This is a genomic window from Corynebacterium sp. MSK047 (assembly GCF_030232285.1).
Classification (GTDB): domain Bacteria; phylum Actinomycetota; class Actinomycetes; order Mycobacteriales; family Mycobacteriaceae; genus Corynebacterium; species Corynebacterium jeikeium_D.
In genome coordinates this window covers 83,241-98,166 of the sequence record NZ_JASPJI010000010.1, presented here as the reverse complement: position 1 = coordinate 98,166, position 14,926 = coordinate 83,241, and the positions used below count along the sequence as shown (strand labels likewise).

Below are 14,926 nucleotides of genomic sequence, written 5' to 3'. Positions count from 1 at the left end.
GATGCAATATCGGAATCAGACCCTTGAAGCCCTAACCGCCTAGAGTTAAACCAGTCCAACTTTCGGGGGCTAGTTCAAAGTGGTTAAGAGCTCTTTTTGTATTGAGGGGGAGGAAAGGGGAGGGGAGGGCAGCGCAAACCGCCCGCTTACAGCAGGCCGGTGTTGCGCAGAGCCTGCTCCAGTCGGTCGATGTCAGCGTCCGTATGGAGCGCGGTAATGGTCAATCGCAACATTGCCTCACCACGGGGAACCGTCGGGTAGCGAATCGCAGGTATGTACACGTCGAGCTCCGCCAACCGTGCTGAGGCGTCCATCGCTTCGGCCTCGTCGCCAACGGGCAGTGGGATGATTGCAGATGCGGGGTCTGACTTTGCGTCAACCAGGGAGCGGACGCGCGCAATATTACGCTGCAATCGCTTGACGACGTCCCCAGCCTCCAACTGCTTCAACGCGGCGCGGATAGCTGCGACAGAACCGGGGTTCATGGACGTTGAGTACACAAAACTGCGGGCTTGATTGCGTAGCAGTTCGCCAACTGGTGCCGAGCAGAGAACGTATCCTCCTTCGACACCGAGAGCCTTGCTCGCGGTGCCGACCACAATGTCCGGGTGAATGCCCAGGTGCGATGCGGTGCCACGGCCTTGCTCTCCGATAACGCCGACGCCGTGGGCGTCGTCAAGCATCAGCCATGCGTTGTGACGGCGACAGGTGCGCTCGAGTGCGGGGCCGTCGATGACCTCGCCTGACATAGAGAACACGGAGTCGGAGATGACAAGCTTGTGGCGGGCGCTCGATGCTGCGAGGAGACGGTCGAGTGTCTGGTAGTCAGCGTGTGGAAAGACCGTAACTTTAGCTCGGGCATTGCTGCATCCGTCAATGATGGAAGCATGGTTGGCGGCGTCGGAGAAGATTTCCACGTCGGCGGTGGCGATGGCAGCGATGGTTGAGTGGTTCGCCTGGTAGCCAGTAGCAAAGAGAACGGCATCGTCGAAACCGAAGAACCGCGCGAGTTCATTCTCTAGTGCGCTGTGGATGCTAGTGCCGGTGGTCAGGCGAGAGCCGCCGGACCCGGTGCCGAAATGTCCAATTGCTTCGGTGGCAGCTGAGATGAGCTCAGGGTGCGTGGACAGGCCGAGGTAGTCCGAAGAAGAAAACAGTAGATAGTCGGTTCCGTCAATTCGGCTGTGTGGCAGTTGTCCGGTTTCGAAAGTGCGCAGTGTGCGGGCAAGCCCTTCAGCGGCCCAGGCAGTGTTCCTTTGGGCGGCGATTGCTGAGAGGTCGCTGTTGGGGGCGGTCACGTCCGGCGAGGAACTGGCGTCGGCTGGGAGCTCGACGTAGACCGGCGCGTTCTCCAGGTAATCGATTAGCTCAGGGATATCGGTGCCGGGTTCAACGATGAAGATGCGAGTACCAAGAGTGCTGCCGTGGTCCTTGATATTGGGGATACGGTGAAAGATTCCGTCCAGCGCCAGATATCCCCGCGTGTAAAAGGGGTCATCGGAGAGGCAGATTTCTGCGACGATACCCGGGGCGCTGTGAACCTTAGATGCGAGGATAAGCGCCTCGTGAAAATGATCCTTGGTGCAGTCCTTACTGGGGTGCGAGATGGCATCAAAAGTGGAAACCCGTACACCACGGGCAGGGTTTGGGTCGAGCCGTTCACCGGAGGAGGCATCGATGAGAGCGGCACCGCGGAGACCTGTGAGTGAATAGGCCATTTCGACGGCGATGTCGGCTGCCTGTATGCCTGCAGCGTGTAGGCGTTGAGCAATGAGATTGCGTGCGTCCTCAGGGCTGGGATTCGACTCTAGAAAGGGAGTCAACGCGGACACGGTGCCGATAGTCGACTCTTCAACCTTGTCCACAGTGATGTGAATTGTGTCGGCTCGACCCTTGTCGTGGTGAAGTGCACGGCTAGTCATTGCAGAAGCCAGCTGAGGTAGTTCGACGGCCGGTGCAAGACGCTCAGCGCCGGAGATATGGCAGCCATCGGCGCTGGATCGCATGCGGATGCTGTAGGTACTCACAGAGCAAAACTTTAACACTGTTCAAGTTTTGTCTGGGAAAATTGGGTGGAGCACAGTGAGGGGCGTGGGTTCAGAGGGGAGGGGGCGCTGGGGTCGTCGTCAAGCGAAAAGAGGTGATTGGCGGGGCGCTGTACTAACGGTGATATGGAGGTGTATTGCGACGATGTGGAGAAACGCTGGTAGACTCACTACGTCAAATACTGTCAATTAAAGGTTTGAGGAATACGTCATCCGCGTTGCTTGACTAAAACGGGAGACTACTGGCGGATAAGCGGGTAAGTCTTTCGGGAAAAGCGTGGGAGAAGCGGATTTCTTGACCTCGGGAGGATGCACGTGGCTTCCGGTCTCATTGCGGCGTTGCGCGATCCCGATTTGCGTAAGAAGATCTTCTTCACTCTGACGATGATCATTCTGTACCGAATCGGCTCGCAGATTCCAACCCCTGGTATCGACTACCAGTTGGTCAACGCGCAGCTCGAGCAGATTTCGAAAGATCAGTCCAGCGTTTACTCGCTGATTAACCTGTTCTCAGGTGGCGCTCTGCTGCAGATGGCGATTTTCGGCATCGGCATTATGCCGTACATTACGGCCTCGATTATCGTCCAGCTGCTCACGGTGGTGATTCCACACTTCGAGCAGTTGAAGAAGGAAGGGCAGTCGGGTCAGACAAAGATGACCCAGTACACCCGCTACCTCACAGTGGCGTTGGCGTTGCTGCAGTCTGCAGGCATTGTGGCCATGGCAGACCGAGGTGCCCTGTTGGGTGGCTCGCAGTCGCTGCTGGTTAAGGATGCGGGTGTCTTTGACCTCGTGGTGATGGTCGTTGTGATGACCTCCGGTGCCGTGCTGGTCATGTGGATGGGTGAGCTCATCACTGACCGAGGCGTCGGCAACGGTATGTCGCTGCTGATTTTCTCCGGTATCGCCGCTGGTATGCCGGCGCAGGGAGCGAACATTCTGCGCTCCACTACCGGTGTCGTGTTCGCCACCGTGATTGTTGCCGTGCTGATTCTCATCATCGGCGTTATTTTCATTGAGCAGGGACAGCGCCGTATTCCGGTGCAGTACGCAAAGCGCATGGTTGGTCGTCGCCAGTACGGCGGATCTTCCACCTACCTGCCGCTGAAGGTGAACCAGGCCGGTGTTATCCCTGTCATCTTCGCGTCCTCGCTGATTTACGTGCCGGTTCTGATTACCCAGATTGTTCAGTCCGGTCAGTCGAATCCGAACATGGACAACTGGTGGCAGCGCAATGTCATTCAGTACCTGCTGGCGCCGTCCAGTTGGCAGTACATTCTGCTGTTCTTCCTGATGATCATCTTCTTCTCCTTCTTCTACACCTCCGTGCAGTACGACCCGCACGAGCAGGCGGAGAACATGAAGAAATACGGTGGATTCATTCCGGGCTTCCGCCCGGGACGTCCGACTGCTGAATACCTGTCCTACGTCCTGATTCGCCTGCTGACTGTCGGCTCGCTGTACCTGGCGCTGATTGCTGTTCTGCCAAATGTCGCTCTTGATATGGGGCTTGGCGACGCGAACTCCGGTACAGGCGGTATGTTTGGAGGTACAGCCCTGCTGATTCTGGTCAGTGTTGCGCTGACGACGGTCAAGCAGGTTGAAAGCCAAATGATGCAACGTAACTACGAAGGGTTCTTGAAGTAATGCGACTCGTACTTGTAGGTCCTCCCGGTGCAGGCAAGGGCACTCAGGCAGCTATCCTCTCGGAAAAGCTCGGTGTCCCGCACATCTCCACCGGTGACCTGTTTCGCGCAAACATCGGTGAAGGCACTCCGCTTGGCATTGAGGCGAAGTCCTACATCGACGCCGGCAACCTTGTTCCGGACGACGTGACTGTGCGTATGGTCGAGTCCCGTCTGAATGAGGACGACGCTGCCAAGGGGTTCCTGTTGGATGGCTTCCCGCGCACTGTTGGTCAGGCAGAAGAGCTGAAGCGTCTGCTGTCCAACCTCGGCACTGAGCTGGATGCGGTCGTACAGTTCGACGTTTCTGAGGATGTCGTCGTCGAGCGCATGCTGGCCCGTGGTCGCGCAGACGACACTGAAGAGGTCATCCGCAACCGCATGCATGTGTACACCAATGAGACCGCTCCTTTGCTGGATTACTACTCGGAGAAGATCATCAAGATTGCCGCTGAGGGATCCGTTGAGGAGATTAACGAGCGCACGATGGCTAAGCTGGAGAAGCTGAACTAGGCTCCTGGCACACCGGGTAACTAGACGCTCTAGCTTTTTCGCTGGCTGGGGCCGATGGGTTTGCCGGTTGTAGATGGTTGTTGAAGCCGCCCTTTCGAACCGTTGAGGTTTGGAAGGGCGGCTTTTGTGTGTGGCTGTTGGGGCTGGGGTGGGGGCAGCCGATAGTGAGGGCTACTGGAAGTCTTGAATGATTTCGTCGATAAGTGGCTGTGCAGCCTCGGCGCCAATATTCGCGAAAACGAACTCTTGGTAGATGCGGTTATCCTCGTCGATAACCATAACGAAAGGGGACCCCTTGCTGATGCCGCTAAATGCGTGCTTGCCGGGTAGCTCGTATGGCGTGTAGCTCTCGACGGACTCAGCCTTTTCGTTAATGCGCTCGACAGTGGCCGGGTCCTCGGCAGTACTGAGCATTGCGGTGCCACCGTCGCCAACCGCCATTACGCAGGTGAAGCCATGTACGCTCTCGCTGCCAAAAATGACGGGTTTAGAGTCATCCGACTCGACGCAGCTGCCAATCGCCTCCTTAATTGCATCAGGTGTGAAGTTTTGGAGCGACTCAGGCAGTGCAGAGGTGCCCATGAAACCCGAGGTGCTTCCAGGGGCCTCCGGCGATTCCGCGGCAGGGGAAGTGGAGGGGACAGTCGGCGCCGGCGACGGCTCGGGGTTGCTTGAGCATGCGCCAACCAGGAAAAGCGAGCTGGCAGCAATAACAACGCCCGCAGTTTGCGCGGACTTCAACAGTGAATGCATGCCAGTTATCGTAGGGCAGCTCATCTTTGGGTGTAAATTTCTCGGAAGTGGCAGCGATCCGAGCGGCGCCCTCGTAGGTGGCGGGGCACAGCTAGCCGGTGGTTCCCTTCTGGGGCAGAGTAGACTCAACCAGCGTGATGAGTTTTCGACGCCGCCGCAAAGTAGTTCCTGCCCGCACCGAGGGAGAATTGGATGCGATGCAAGCGGCCGGCGAGATCGTCGGTCGTGCATTGCTAGCCTGCCGAGACGCCGCTAAGCCAGGGGCCACCACGGCAGATCTCAATGAGATTGCGCACCAGGCCATTATCGATGCTGGCGCAACGCCGTCCTTCCTTGGCTATGAAGGCTTCCCGGCATCTGTCTGCGCATCAGTGAACGAAGTGATTGTCCACGGCATTCCGTCTTCGTCTACGGTTCTCGCCGATGGTGATTTAGTCTCAATTGACTGTGGCGCAATCCTGGATGGCTGGCACGGCGATTCGGCACTTACTTTCGGCGTCGGAAAGCTGAGTGACGATGTCGAAAAACTGAACATTGCGACATCAGAGGTCCTCGCCGAAGGTATTAAGGCCATGATGCCGGGCGCTCGCCTCACCGATATTTCGTATGCGCTTGAAATGGCCACCCGTGAGGCTGAACTGCGCCACGATATTGAACTCGGCATCGTCGATGGGTACGGCGGGCACGGTATTGGGCGTGAGATGCACATGGACCCCTTCCTTCCCAACGAAGGCAAAGCTGGAAAGGGTCCCCGCATCGTCGAAGGCTCCGTATTGGCCATTGAACCGATGCTCATTCTCGGCGGCGAGTGGGGTAGTGATGAGCTTGACGACGGCTGGACGGTCGTCAGCGCCGATAGAATGCCGGCCTCCCATTGGGAGCACACAGTTGCCGCCACAGCGGACGGCCCCCGTATTTTGACTCCTCGAAATGAATAACTAGTGCGGGAGGGGCTACGCGAAAGGTCAGAATGTCGCCATAAAGGCTGCGATGAATTCTGAACGCGGAGAGAGAGTCCGCCTGCCATCGCTTGCAGGCGGTCCCATAGTGGTCGTATTTGGTAAAAACGCAGGTCGCGTGTAAAGTTGGGCGATGGTGTGGGCGCAGTGTCGCTGCAGTGATGATTATCCCTGCACGGAACTGCTAAAACACCAGGCAGAGTAGAGATTTCCCAACTGGTGCCGGGATTGTCCCGGGTATCCGCCAGAGAGACGTGGAGGACATGGCTAAAAAGGAAGGCGCAATTGAGGTTGAGGGTCGCGTCGTCGAACCCTTGCCGAACGCGATGTTCCGAGTGGAGCTGGACAACGGGCACAAGGTGCTCGCCCATATCAGTGGCAAGATGCGCCAGCACTACATCCGTATTCTCCCGGAAGACCGAGTCGTAGTGGAGCTTTCTCCGTACGATCTCGAGCGTGGGCGAATCGTCTACCGCTACAAGTAAATCGACCTGACCACTGTTGGTAGTGGTTATGGGCTTATTTACTAACGAGACAGAAACTCCACCGTCCTAGCTGCTTCTGGTGACGGCCGCGTGATGTTGAGACCGGGTGTCTCAGCAGATTAGCGCGGCGGTTCTTTATGAAAGCTTTTCCACAGAAGTAAGCGAGAATACCTCCGGCAACGGTGGCTGGAGCCTTTCTATAACACTTGCGCGACTCGGCGTCCGACCGAGTAAGCCGGGTCTGGGAAGGATGGCAGTGGAGTAAACCACCGCATCAACCGGAAGGAAATTGCCGTATGGCACGCCTTGCTGGAGTTGACCTGCCACGCAACAAGCGTATGGAGGTCGCTCTTACCTACATCTATGGCATCGGCCCCGCCCGTGCCAATGAGCTGCTGGAGAAGACCGGCATCTCTCCGGATCTGCGCACCGACGCTCTCACCGATGAGCAGGTTGCTGCGCTGCGTGACGTGATTGAAGCTACCTGGAAGGTCGAGGGTGACCTCCGCCGCCAGGTTCAGGCTGATATCCGCCGCAAGATTGAGATTGGTTCCTACCAGGGTCTGCGCCACCGTCGTGGCCTGCCAGTCCGTGGTCAGCGCACCAAGACCAACGCTCGTACGCGTAAGGGTCCGAAGAAGACGATCGCCGGAAAGAAGAAGTAAAACATGGCAGCTCCGAAGTCCGCACGCGGCCGTCGTACCGGCCGTCGCGTTGTAAAGAAGAACGTGGCTCAGGGCCACGCATACATCAAGTCCACCTTCAACAACACCATCGTGTCCATCACGGACCCGAAGGGCGCTGTTATCTCGTGGGCCTCCTCTGGTCACGTCGGTTTCAAGGGCTCTCGTAAGTCCACTCCGTTCGCTGCTCAGATGGCCGCCGAGAACGCTGCTCGTAAGGCCATGGAGCACGGTATGAAGAAGGTTGACGTTTTCGTTAAGGGTCCGGGTTCGGGCCGCGAAACCGCCATCCGTTCCCTCCAGGCCGCTGGCCTTGAGGTGTCCTCGATCTCGGATGTGACCCCTCAGCCGCACAACGGCTGCCGTCCGCCGAAGCGTCGTCGCGTCTAGGAATAGGGTAAGGAGAGAACAGAAATGGCCCGTTATACCGGTCCCGCAACCCGTAAGTCCCGTCGTCTCCGCGTCGACCTCGTCGGTGGCGACATGAACTTTGAGCGTCGTCCCTACCCTCCGGGGCAGGCTGGCCGCGCTCGTATCAAGGAGTCGGAGTACCTGCTCCAGCTCCAGGAGAAGCAGAAGGCACGTTTCACCTACGGCGTGATGGAGAAGCAGTTCCGTCGCTACTACGCCGAGGCTCACCGTCGTCCGGGCAAGACTGGCGATAACCTCGTCGTCCTGCTGGAGTCGCGTCTCGACAACGTTGTCTACCGCGCTGGTCTGGCTCGTACCCGTCGCCAGGCTCGTCAGCTGGTTTCCCACGGCCACTTCACCGTTAACGGTAAGAAGATTAACGTGCCGTCCTTCCAGGTAAGCCAGTACGACATCATCGACGTGCGCCCGAAGTCGCAGAAGATGATTTGGTTCGAAGAGGCACAGGAGAACCTGGTCGACGCTGTCGTCCCGGCATGGCTTCAGGTTGTTCCTGAGTCCCTGCGCATCCTCGTGCACCAGACCCCGGAACGCGCACAGATCGACATTCCGCTTCAGGAACAGCTGATCGTCGAGTTCTACTCGAAGTAATAACCAACTTCGCTTGCATCCATTCATTCCCTATGGCGTCATATAGCGGTCGCCACCTGGAGGATTTTCGAAAATGCTCATTTCCCAGCGCCCAACGCTGACTGAGGACTACATTGATTCCTCTCGCTCCCGGTTCGTTATCGAGCCGCTGGAGCCGGGTTTCGGTTACACCCTCGGTAACTCTCTTCGTCGTACGTTGCTGTCGTCCATTCCGGGCGCTGCAGTCACCAGCATCCGCATCGACGGTGTGCTGCACGAGTTCACCACTATCCCGGGCGTGAAGGAAGATGTCTCCGACATCATCCTGAACATCAAGGGTCTGGTGCTCTCGAGCGAGTTCGATGAGCCGGCTACCGTTTACCTGCGTCGCGAAGGTGCAGGCGCGGTGACCGCTGCAGACATTGAGTGCCCAGCAGGTGTGGAGATTCATAACCCGGACCACCACATCGCTACTCTCAATGATTCCGGTCGCTTGGATATTGAGATGATCGTTGAGCGTGGTCGTGGCTACGTGCCGGCGACCCCGAACTCCGGTGGCGAAATCGGCCGCATTCCGATGGACCAGATTTACTCGCCAGTTCTGAAGGTCAGCTACAAGGTGGAGGCTACTCGTGTTGAGCAGCGCACCGACTTTGACAAGCTGATCATCGATGTCGAGACCAAGAACTCGATCACCGCCCGCGACGCAATGGCGTCGGCAGGCAAGACTCTGGTTGAGCTGTTCGGTCTGGCACGTGAGCTGAACGAGGCTGCTGAGGGCATCGAGATTGGCCCGAGCCCGCGCGAGGCTGAGGATGTCGCTGCGTACCAGACTCCGATTGAGGATCTGGACTTCTCTATGCGCTCCTACAACTGCCTCAAGCGTGAGGAGATCCACACTGTCGGTGAGCTCGCTACTCGTACCGAGTCGGATCTGCTGGATATCCGCAACTTCGGTGACAAGTCCATCAATGAGGTCAAGGAGAAGCTCGCTGAGCTTGGCCTCGCTCTGAAGGATTCCCCGAACAACTTCGACCCGGCTGCTGTCGCTGATTTGGACGCTGCCTCGGGCGATGACGCTGACTGGACTGATGGCGCAAGCGCTGGCTACGACGAGTAGTTCACCGACGCGACTTCATTAAAACGAGGAGATACCTATGCCTACCCCTAAGCAGGGTTCCCGTCTCGGCGGCTCCGCTTCGCACCAGAAGAAGATTCTGGCCAACCTCGCGAAGCAGCTCATCGAGCACGGCAAGATTAAGACCACCGACACCAAGGCCAAGCTGCTGCGTCCGTACGTTGAGAAGCTGATCACCAAGGCAAAGCGCGGCACTCTCGCAGATCGCCGCAACGTTGCAAAGCTGCTTAACGACAACTACGCAGTTAAGAAGCTGTTCGACGAGATCGGTCCGCAGTTCGCTGATCGTGACGGCGGCTACACCCGCATCATCAAGCTGGGTAACCGCAAGGGCGACAATGCCCCGATCTCTCTGATCGCTCTGGTTGAGGAAGAGACCGCAACTGCTGAGGCAACTCGCGCAACTCGCGCTGCTGCTTCCAAGCAGGCTGAAGAGGCAAAGGCCGAAGAGGCTGAGGCTACTGAGGCTGAGGCTGCAGAGGAGGAGTAATTCCCCTCGCCGACGGCTTCTGGCCGTCACAGCTTTGAACCCCCGTTGAGCAGTTCATATCTGAACGCTCTCCCGGGGGTTCTTTGTGCTTAACGACGGTGCATAGCGCCCGTCCCCAGTTCTGCCTCCGGTTACACCGACGGATTACGCACCAACATTGAGAGCCATACGGAGACCCTGCGGTGGAAACTGCTGATTCTCTAATCCGGGGTCCCGGCTACAATCTGTTAACCGTGACATCACTTACTCCAACGACTCCGGATACCCCGTGCGATTCTCCCGATTGTGCTGCTATGGGGAGCACCGACTCCGACCTGGTTCGGTTGCGTTTTGACATTGCCTATGACGGGACAGATTTCCACGGTTGGGCTGCTCAGCGCGATAAGCCCACGGGAGAACCGGTGCGGACTGTGCAGGCGACGTTGGAATCCACTCTGGAGAAGGTGTTGCGCACTCCAGTGCAACTGACTGTGGCCGGTCGTACAGATGCTGGTGTCCATGCCTCCGCGCAGGTGGCTCACGCAGATGTTCCTGTCGCCTGTTTAGACACACGTTCTATCGCAGGGGATCCGGGTAATTTGGTTCGTCGTGTAGCGCGACTATTGCCCGCGGACGTGACGCTTCGGGGCACCTCGTTTGCGCCCCCGGGTTTCGATGCCCGCTTTTCCGCGTTACGTCGGCACTATGTCTACCGTGTCACTAGTTGCGTCAGTGGCCCGCTTCCTACCCGTGCTCGCGATACGGCCCACTGGCGGCGGTCAGTGGACATCAACCGCATGCAGGTGGCGGCTGATGCCCTACTGGGGCTCAATGACTTTGCCGCTTTTTGCCGACACAAGCCGCATGCGACGACCACTAGAGATTTACAGCAGTTCCAGTGGTTCGACGTATCTACGCGGGAAGAACCAGAGCTGTACGAGGCCCATGTGACTGCCGACGCGTTCTGCTGGTCTATGGTGCGCTCACTGGTTGGGGCCTGCCTTAGTGTCGGTGAGGGGCGACGTGTGGTTGGATTCACTGAACAGTTGTTGAGTGAAGAGAAGCGTTCCCCGTTGGTCCCGGTGGCAGAGGCGCGTGGACTCAGCCTGGTAGGTGTTGATTACCCCGGCGATGCAGATTTGGCGGCTAGGGCGGAGCAGACCCGCGAGCGTCGTGATGCCCGGACAGATGTGGACGAGGCTTAAATGTACAAGCTCTCGGTAATATTCCCTGAAGAAAGTGACCGTAGGAGGAGTGTTCGGTAGTGGTGTGGGCAATTGTTAGCTTGGTTGCGTTGCTCGTAATCCCCGGCGCTGTTGTAGTGCGAGCCAGCGGCGTTCGTACTCCGTGGGCTCTGGCCCTCGGTCCTGCGGTGACGTTTGGTATCGCAGGTACTGCAGGGTGGGTGCTCGGCGCTATCGATGTGCGCTTCACCTTGGTCAGTGCGTCTATCTGCTGGGCCGTGACACTACTTCTCGCGCTTTGCTGGAGTGGCGGCAGCGCTTTGATTCGGCGGCGGCGCGGTAGTGTCGATCGCTCAGTGTCGGCCGAGACGCAGCCGCCCGCCGCAAGTCGATGGCGCGAGTTGGGCTATGGGCTAATCGCAAGTATCGGAGTCATCATCGCAGCGGCGGTTCTCACGTGGACCGCTATCGGCCGCATCGCTTCAATGTCCGAGGGGATGGCGACCATCCAGCAAGGCTGGGACACACTCTGGCATGCAAGTGTGCTCCGTTCGATTACGGAAGACGGCATGGCCTCGGCCACTAGAATGGGCGAGATCCAGAATGTGGAAACTCAGGCGGTGTCCTACTATCCCGCCGCATGGCATGCGTTCGGTGCGCTTTGGATATTGATTGTCCGTCTACCAATCACCGAGGCGGTCAATTACCTCGGCATTATCATTCCGGCCGTGACCATACCCACGGCGGCTGCGGCGCTCACCTGGAGAATTATTGATCGCCGAAAGCTGTCCACCGCCGTTGCCGCGGGGGTTGCAGCGCTTGTTTCCGCAGCGCTTCCGGTATTGATGCCCGTCGGGGTCTTCGTGGGGGCCTGGCCGTACCAGGTCTCAATTGCACTAGCGATTACCGTTTTTGCCTTTGTTACGTCGCTCCCGCACGCACCTCAGCGCATCTTGAGCGCCGCGCTTTCGATAATCGGTATCGGAGAGCTCCATCCGGCATCGGTGCCTACAGTCGTTATACTCGGTGCAATCTGGTGGTTGTGCTACCGCCTGCCGCGTCCCGCGCATCCTGAACTGGGTGCGGTTCGCGCCAGGCTTTACGACGTCGCGGTGATTGCAGCCGCCTTCGTGCCAGCAGTGGCAGTTCTCCTGCCGCAGTGGCTTACGGGAACTTCTCAGACCGAGGATGTGCGCGCGGTTAGTGCTGAAGTAGACGACCTCGATCGTTTCGATGCGTGGTATCGAGGCGCCACAATGCTGACTCGCCACACTGAGGAATTCCGGCCGTTCTGGCCAATTATCATCCTTGGTTTCATCGGGATGGCGTTTTTGGTTTTCGCAGATACTTCGCGCCGACGGGTGTGGGTAGTACCGGCCTGGTTTGTTTCGGTGTTGATGACGACCCACGCGCTCAATCATTTTGGTGGCGTGCCGGGCGATATTCTCGCGCTGTATACGGATCTTCACTATTCGACACCTCACCGGTTGGTGATGGTCACCGCGTACCTGTATTCCGCGTTTGCGGGTATCGCCGTTGCGTGGGGCTGCGCGTGGGCGGCTCGAATTAGTGAATCAAAGGTGCCATCGACGGGGCGGGTTCTGGGGTTGAGCTTAGCGACGGTGAGCTCTGCTGTACTTGTGGTCTATGGAGTGGCATCTAATGCTAGCGCTGCGGATTTCGCCTACAAGAGCCCTCGGGAATGGCAAATCATTTCCAAGGCTGACTTAAAGGCATTTGATTGGTTGGCCGAGCAGCCGGAGGCACATAAGTACCGCACGTTTACCAATCCGCCGGAGGGGTCCAGCTGGATGTACGCTCGCAATGACTTGCCGGTGGTGTTCCCGCACTATGACTGGCCTGTGGCGAATAAGTGGACTGCCACCTCAATGCTGTATTGGCACGCTGATTACCTCGGTTTTCCAGACCCCGACCGGCCGGATGGGGTGAACGATGTCGATCGCTCAGCCCGAAAGCTGAATGTGGGATTCATCTATTTGTCACCCCCGGGTATTTGGGATTCCAAGGAGGATTTAGAGTTTCCTGGTGAAGGGCTCTGGGTAGCTCCAGGGGTAACCCCTGTTTATCGAGATAGGGAAGTAACTATCTTCGCCTTCAATGATGTGATTACGCCAGAACGCATCGACGAGATGCGAGCTAGTTCTCCGGAAGTAATTCCTCCCTCGGCTACTAGGGGATGGAGCGATGGTCGGGTAGGTTAGGACACCATGCGGATGAATAAATTTATGGCAACGATCGCAGCCGGTGTGATGATGACTTTCGCGCTGGCCGGATGTGGAGACGACGAGCCGGCTAAGCCGGAAGTCTCGAATCGCTCCGTCAGTTCTTCCGCAAAGACTAAATCCTCGACTCCGCCGAAGCCGACTGAGGAGTCGACGACACCGACAGAATCAGAGACGCCGACGGAAACTCCTGCAATCACCCAGGTCAATGATGCGGATTACACCCCGGCGGACGGCCCAAATACTCGACTCTTTCAGTTGGAGGATGGCACGACACGTTGCTTCCTCAACGATCTGAGCGGTGACGCCTACTTGGCCTGCCAGGTGAATCTTGCCAATCCTCCGATGGTCGATGACGGCACGGGAAACAAGGTTCCCGCCAATGCTGTGTCCTGGAACCCGGGGGGAGTTACTTACGAGGTCCTGACGTTCCCGCCGGCGGGTGAGATGAAGACGCTGCCAGCGAATTCTCAGTTGAGCGCATTCGGTTACAACTGTGCGGCCTATGGCCCGTCGACTCTGGAGTGCTCGGGACCAGCGGGCGCTGCCACTATCGACAATGGCAATGTCACTGGTGCACAGATGCCGAAGGAGGATGTGCCTCCTGCAGCAGGCGGTCAGCCGGGTGGCCAAGAAAATGGCGCTCCGAATGACCCGGCGCAACAGGGTGAGCCTGACGGCTCCCAGGCGCCGGGCGGTCTGCCAGATTTGGGTGCGTTGATTCCGGGACTGAACCGCTAGTTGCCCGCATAGCTAGTGGCTGCAATTCATCGGTAGTGCGGGCGGTAGATAGCGTCCAGGTGAATTCGCCCATCGCCAGTCGAGGGCACGAAGCTGGCATTTCCGCTGCTTCCGTGGGGGAACCTCCACGACTGACCTCGATGATTCTGGCGATTCCAGTACACAGGTCGGGCTCATACTCTTCGACAACAACCACATCGACGGTGTCGTCTCCAGCTCGAGCGAGAAGTACTGCGCCCAAATCAAGAGCCACAGTATAGAAATGTGGACGGGACGTGCGAATTCCGACTCGATAGCCGAGCGAGAGCATTCCGATGAGCAGCTCACAAATGTCCTGATTGCCGCAGTCGACCTCCAATCGGGGGAGGTTCGCGGGACACATTGTGATGGTTTGTCCGCTGCTCCCGGCCCCTATGACCTGCGCCGGACCATTAGTGATAGCGATGTCACGTTGTCGGCTTAACCACAGGTGCGGTTTGCGTCCCAACGCCGCCACATGATGAGAGCGTCCAGTGCGGCGTAGCTGCACGACCTCCGCAGAGCTCTCAGTCAGAGCACATTCCGGTGCCGTCAATCGCCGTGCGCGAATACCAAGGGTTCCCAGCCGGTGGATGAGGAAGCGTAGGGCTTTGTCAGCGGAGGCTTCCACCGGAAGAGTTGCCACCAGATGTGTCCAGGGTTCAGGGGCTGTGCCGGAGCGCTCGGCTGCTCGGAAGTAGCGGTGCGCATGCTCTCCGCGGACTTCCGGCGCAATGTGATAAAAGCACAGCGCATCCAGGGTCACTGGGCTGTCGTCGGCAAGCGAGACGATATCCGCAGCGCTTAGCTGGCTGCGCAGGCCTGGCGTGAGACGTAGCCCGATGAGTTGTCCTGGTTCGGTGCGTCGCAGGCGGTCGCGAAGGCTGCGGCCGCGCACAGGGACATGCGCGCCTGCAGTGATGGTTATTGCTGTAATGAGCAGCCACAATGACAATGGCATGTGAAAATCCCCCCAATATGTTCCCCACTAAAATTCCCCTGGTCGCACAG

Annotated in this window: 14 protein-coding genes and 1 pseudogene; 11 read left to right on the top strand and 4 right to left on the bottom strand. The window is 58.2% G+C overall.

Going from position 1 to position 14,926, the window contains the following annotated elements:
• Positions 1–146: 146 nt before the first annotated feature.
• The gene (locus QP981_RS11300) at positions 147–1,298 is read right to left on the bottom strand and encodes an aminotransferase class I/II-fold pyridoxal phosphate-dependent enzyme (RefSeq protein WP_502869552.1); all 1,152 of its coding nucleotides are present in this window, start codon (positions 1,296–1,298) and stop codon (positions 147–149) included.
• A 48-nt stretch (positions 1,299–1,346) separates the two neighbouring features.
• Positions 1,347–2,006 (bottom strand): annotated as a pseudogene (locus tag QP981_RS11295) (6-carboxyhexanoate--CoA ligase); the annotation flags it as partial.
• 354 nt (positions 2,007–2,360) lie between these two features.
• Here QP981_RS11295 and secY point away from each other — a divergent pair.
• Together secY and QP981_RS05740 are read left to right on the top strand one after the other, a co-directional pair.
• Positions 2,361–3,692: a preprotein translocase subunit SecY gene (gene secY, locus QP981_RS05745; protein WP_088611995.1), complete on the top strand. Its 1,332-nt coding sequence runs from the start codon at positions 2,361–2,363 to the stop codon at positions 3,690–3,692.
• Positions 3,692–4,243, top strand: coding sequence for an adenylate kinase (locus QP981_RS05740; RefSeq protein WP_284857596.1), 552 nt, complete (start codon positions 3,692–3,694; stop codon positions 4,241–4,243). Before secY ends, QP981_RS05740 begins: the two co-directional genes overlap by 1 nt.
• 171 nt (positions 4,244–4,414) lie before the next feature.
• On the opposite strand, the gene QP981_RS05735 is transcribed toward QP981_RS05740, so the two are convergent.
• Positions 4,415–4,996, bottom strand: a complete 582-nt coding sequence (locus QP981_RS05735) for a hypothetical protein (protein ID WP_070545638.1) — start codon at positions 4,994–4,996, stop codon at positions 4,415–4,417.
• A 137-nt stretch (positions 4,997–5,133) separates the two neighbouring features.
• On the opposite strand from QP981_RS05735, the gene map reads away from it, so the two are divergent.
• The 9 genes from map to QP981_RS05690 all read left to right on the top strand — a co-directional run bounded on the left by map (position 5,134) and on the right by QP981_RS05690 (position 13,135).
• Positions 5,134–5,934, top strand: coding sequence for a type I methionyl aminopeptidase (gene map, locus QP981_RS05730; RefSeq protein WP_284857619.1), 801 nt, complete (start codon positions 5,134–5,136; stop codon positions 5,932–5,934).
• Between the two features lie 284 nt (positions 5,935–6,218).
• Positions 6,219–6,440, top strand: a complete 222-nt coding sequence (gene infA / locus QP981_RS05725; RefSeq protein ID WP_016422077.1) for a translation initiation factor IF-1 — start codon at positions 6,219–6,221, stop codon at positions 6,438–6,440.
• 296 nt (positions 6,441–6,736) lie between these two features.
• Positions 6,737–7,105 carry a 30S ribosomal protein S13 gene (gene rpsM / locus QP981_RS05720; protein ID WP_005509836.1) on the top strand — a complete coding sequence of 123 codons (369 nt, stop codon included), beginning with the start codon at positions 6,737–6,739 and terminating at the stop codon, positions 7,103–7,105.
• Between the two features lie 3 nt (positions 7,106–7,108).
• Positions 7,109–7,513: a 30S ribosomal protein S11 gene (gene rpsK / locus QP981_RS05715; protein WP_016422078.1), complete on the top strand. Its 405-nt coding sequence runs from the start codon at positions 7,109–7,111 to the stop codon at positions 7,511–7,513.
• A 24-nt stretch (positions 7,514–7,537) separates the two neighbouring features.
• Positions 7,538–8,143 (top strand): 30S ribosomal protein S4, encoded by a 606-nt coding sequence (rpsD, locus tag QP981_RS05710; protein ID WP_005509964.1) that lies wholly within the window; start codon positions 7,538–7,540, stop codon positions 8,141–8,143.
• Between the two features lie 73 nt (positions 8,144–8,216).
• Positions 8,217–9,242 carry a DNA-directed RNA polymerase subunit alpha gene (locus QP981_RS05705; protein ID WP_284857597.1) on the top strand — a complete coding sequence of 342 codons (1,026 nt, stop codon included), beginning with the start codon at positions 8,217–8,219 and terminating at the stop codon, positions 9,240–9,242.
• Between the two features lie 37 nt (positions 9,243–9,279).
• Positions 9,280–9,750 carry a 50S ribosomal protein L17 gene (gene rplQ, locus QP981_RS05700; protein ID WP_016422080.1) on the top strand — a complete coding sequence of 157 codons (471 nt, stop codon included), beginning with the start codon at positions 9,280–9,282 and terminating at the stop codon, positions 9,748–9,750.
• A gap of 293 nt (positions 9,751–10,043) precedes the next feature.
• Complete coding sequence (locus QP981_RS05695) at positions 10,044–10,934, top strand: tRNA pseudouridine synthase A (RefSeq protein ID WP_284857620.1); 891 nt, start codon at positions 10,044–10,046, stop codon at positions 10,932–10,934.
• A 59-nt stretch (positions 10,935–10,993) separates the two neighbouring features.
• Positions 10,994–13,135: a DUF6541 family protein gene (locus QP981_RS05690; RefSeq protein ID WP_284857598.1), complete on the top strand. Its 2,142-nt coding sequence runs from the start codon at positions 10,994–10,996 to the stop codon at positions 13,133–13,135.
• Between the two features lie 589 nt (positions 13,136–13,724).
• Here the strand turns inward: QP981_RS05690 and QP981_RS05685 are convergent.
• Positions 13,725–14,876, bottom strand: a complete 1,152-nt coding sequence (locus tag QP981_RS05685) for a hypothetical protein (RefSeq protein ID WP_284857599.1) — start codon at positions 14,874–14,876, stop codon at positions 13,725–13,727.
• Positions 14,877–14,926 lie beyond the last annotated feature (50 nt).

Coding starts and splice junctions, on each gene's coding strand:
- QP981_RS05695 (WP_284857620.1), top strand. CDS start 10,044: ATGGGGAGCACCGACTCCGACCTGGTTCGGTTGCGTTTTGACATTGCC.
- QP981_RS05705 (WP_284857597.1), top strand. CDS start 8,217: ATGCTCATTTCCCAGCGCCCAACGCTGACTGAGGACTACATTGATTCC.
- QP981_RS05740 (WP_284857596.1), top strand. CDS start 3,692: ATGCGACTCGTACTTGTAGGTCCTCCCGGTGCAGGCAAGGGCACTCAG.
- rpsD (WP_005509964.1), top strand. CDS start 7,538: ATGGCCCGTTATACCGGTCCCGCAACCCGTAAGTCCCGTCGTCTCCGC.
- rpsK (WP_016422078.1), top strand. CDS start 7,109: ATGGCAGCTCCGAAGTCCGCACGCGGCCGTCGTACCGGCCGTCGCGTT.
- rplQ (WP_016422080.1), top strand. CDS start 9,280: ATGCCTACCCCTAAGCAGGGTTCCCGTCTCGGCGGCTCCGCTTCGCAC.
- infA (WP_016422077.1), top strand. CDS start 6,219: ATGGCTAAAAAGGAAGGCGCAATTGAGGTTGAGGGTCGCGTCGTCGAA.
- rpsM (WP_005509836.1), top strand. CDS start 6,737: ATGGCACGCCTTGCTGGAGTTGACCTGCCACGCAACAAGCGTATGGAG.
- map (WP_284857619.1), top strand. CDS start 5,134: ATGAGTTTTCGACGCCGCCGCAAAGTAGTTCCTGCCCGCACCGAGGGA.
- QP981_RS05735 (WP_070545638.1), bottom strand. CDS start 4,996: ATGCATTCACTGTTGAAGTCCGCGCAAACTGCGGGCGTTGTTATTGCT.
- QP981_RS05685 (WP_284857599.1), bottom strand. CDS start 14,876: ATGCCATTGTCATTGTGGCTGCTCATTACAGCAATAACCATCACTGCA.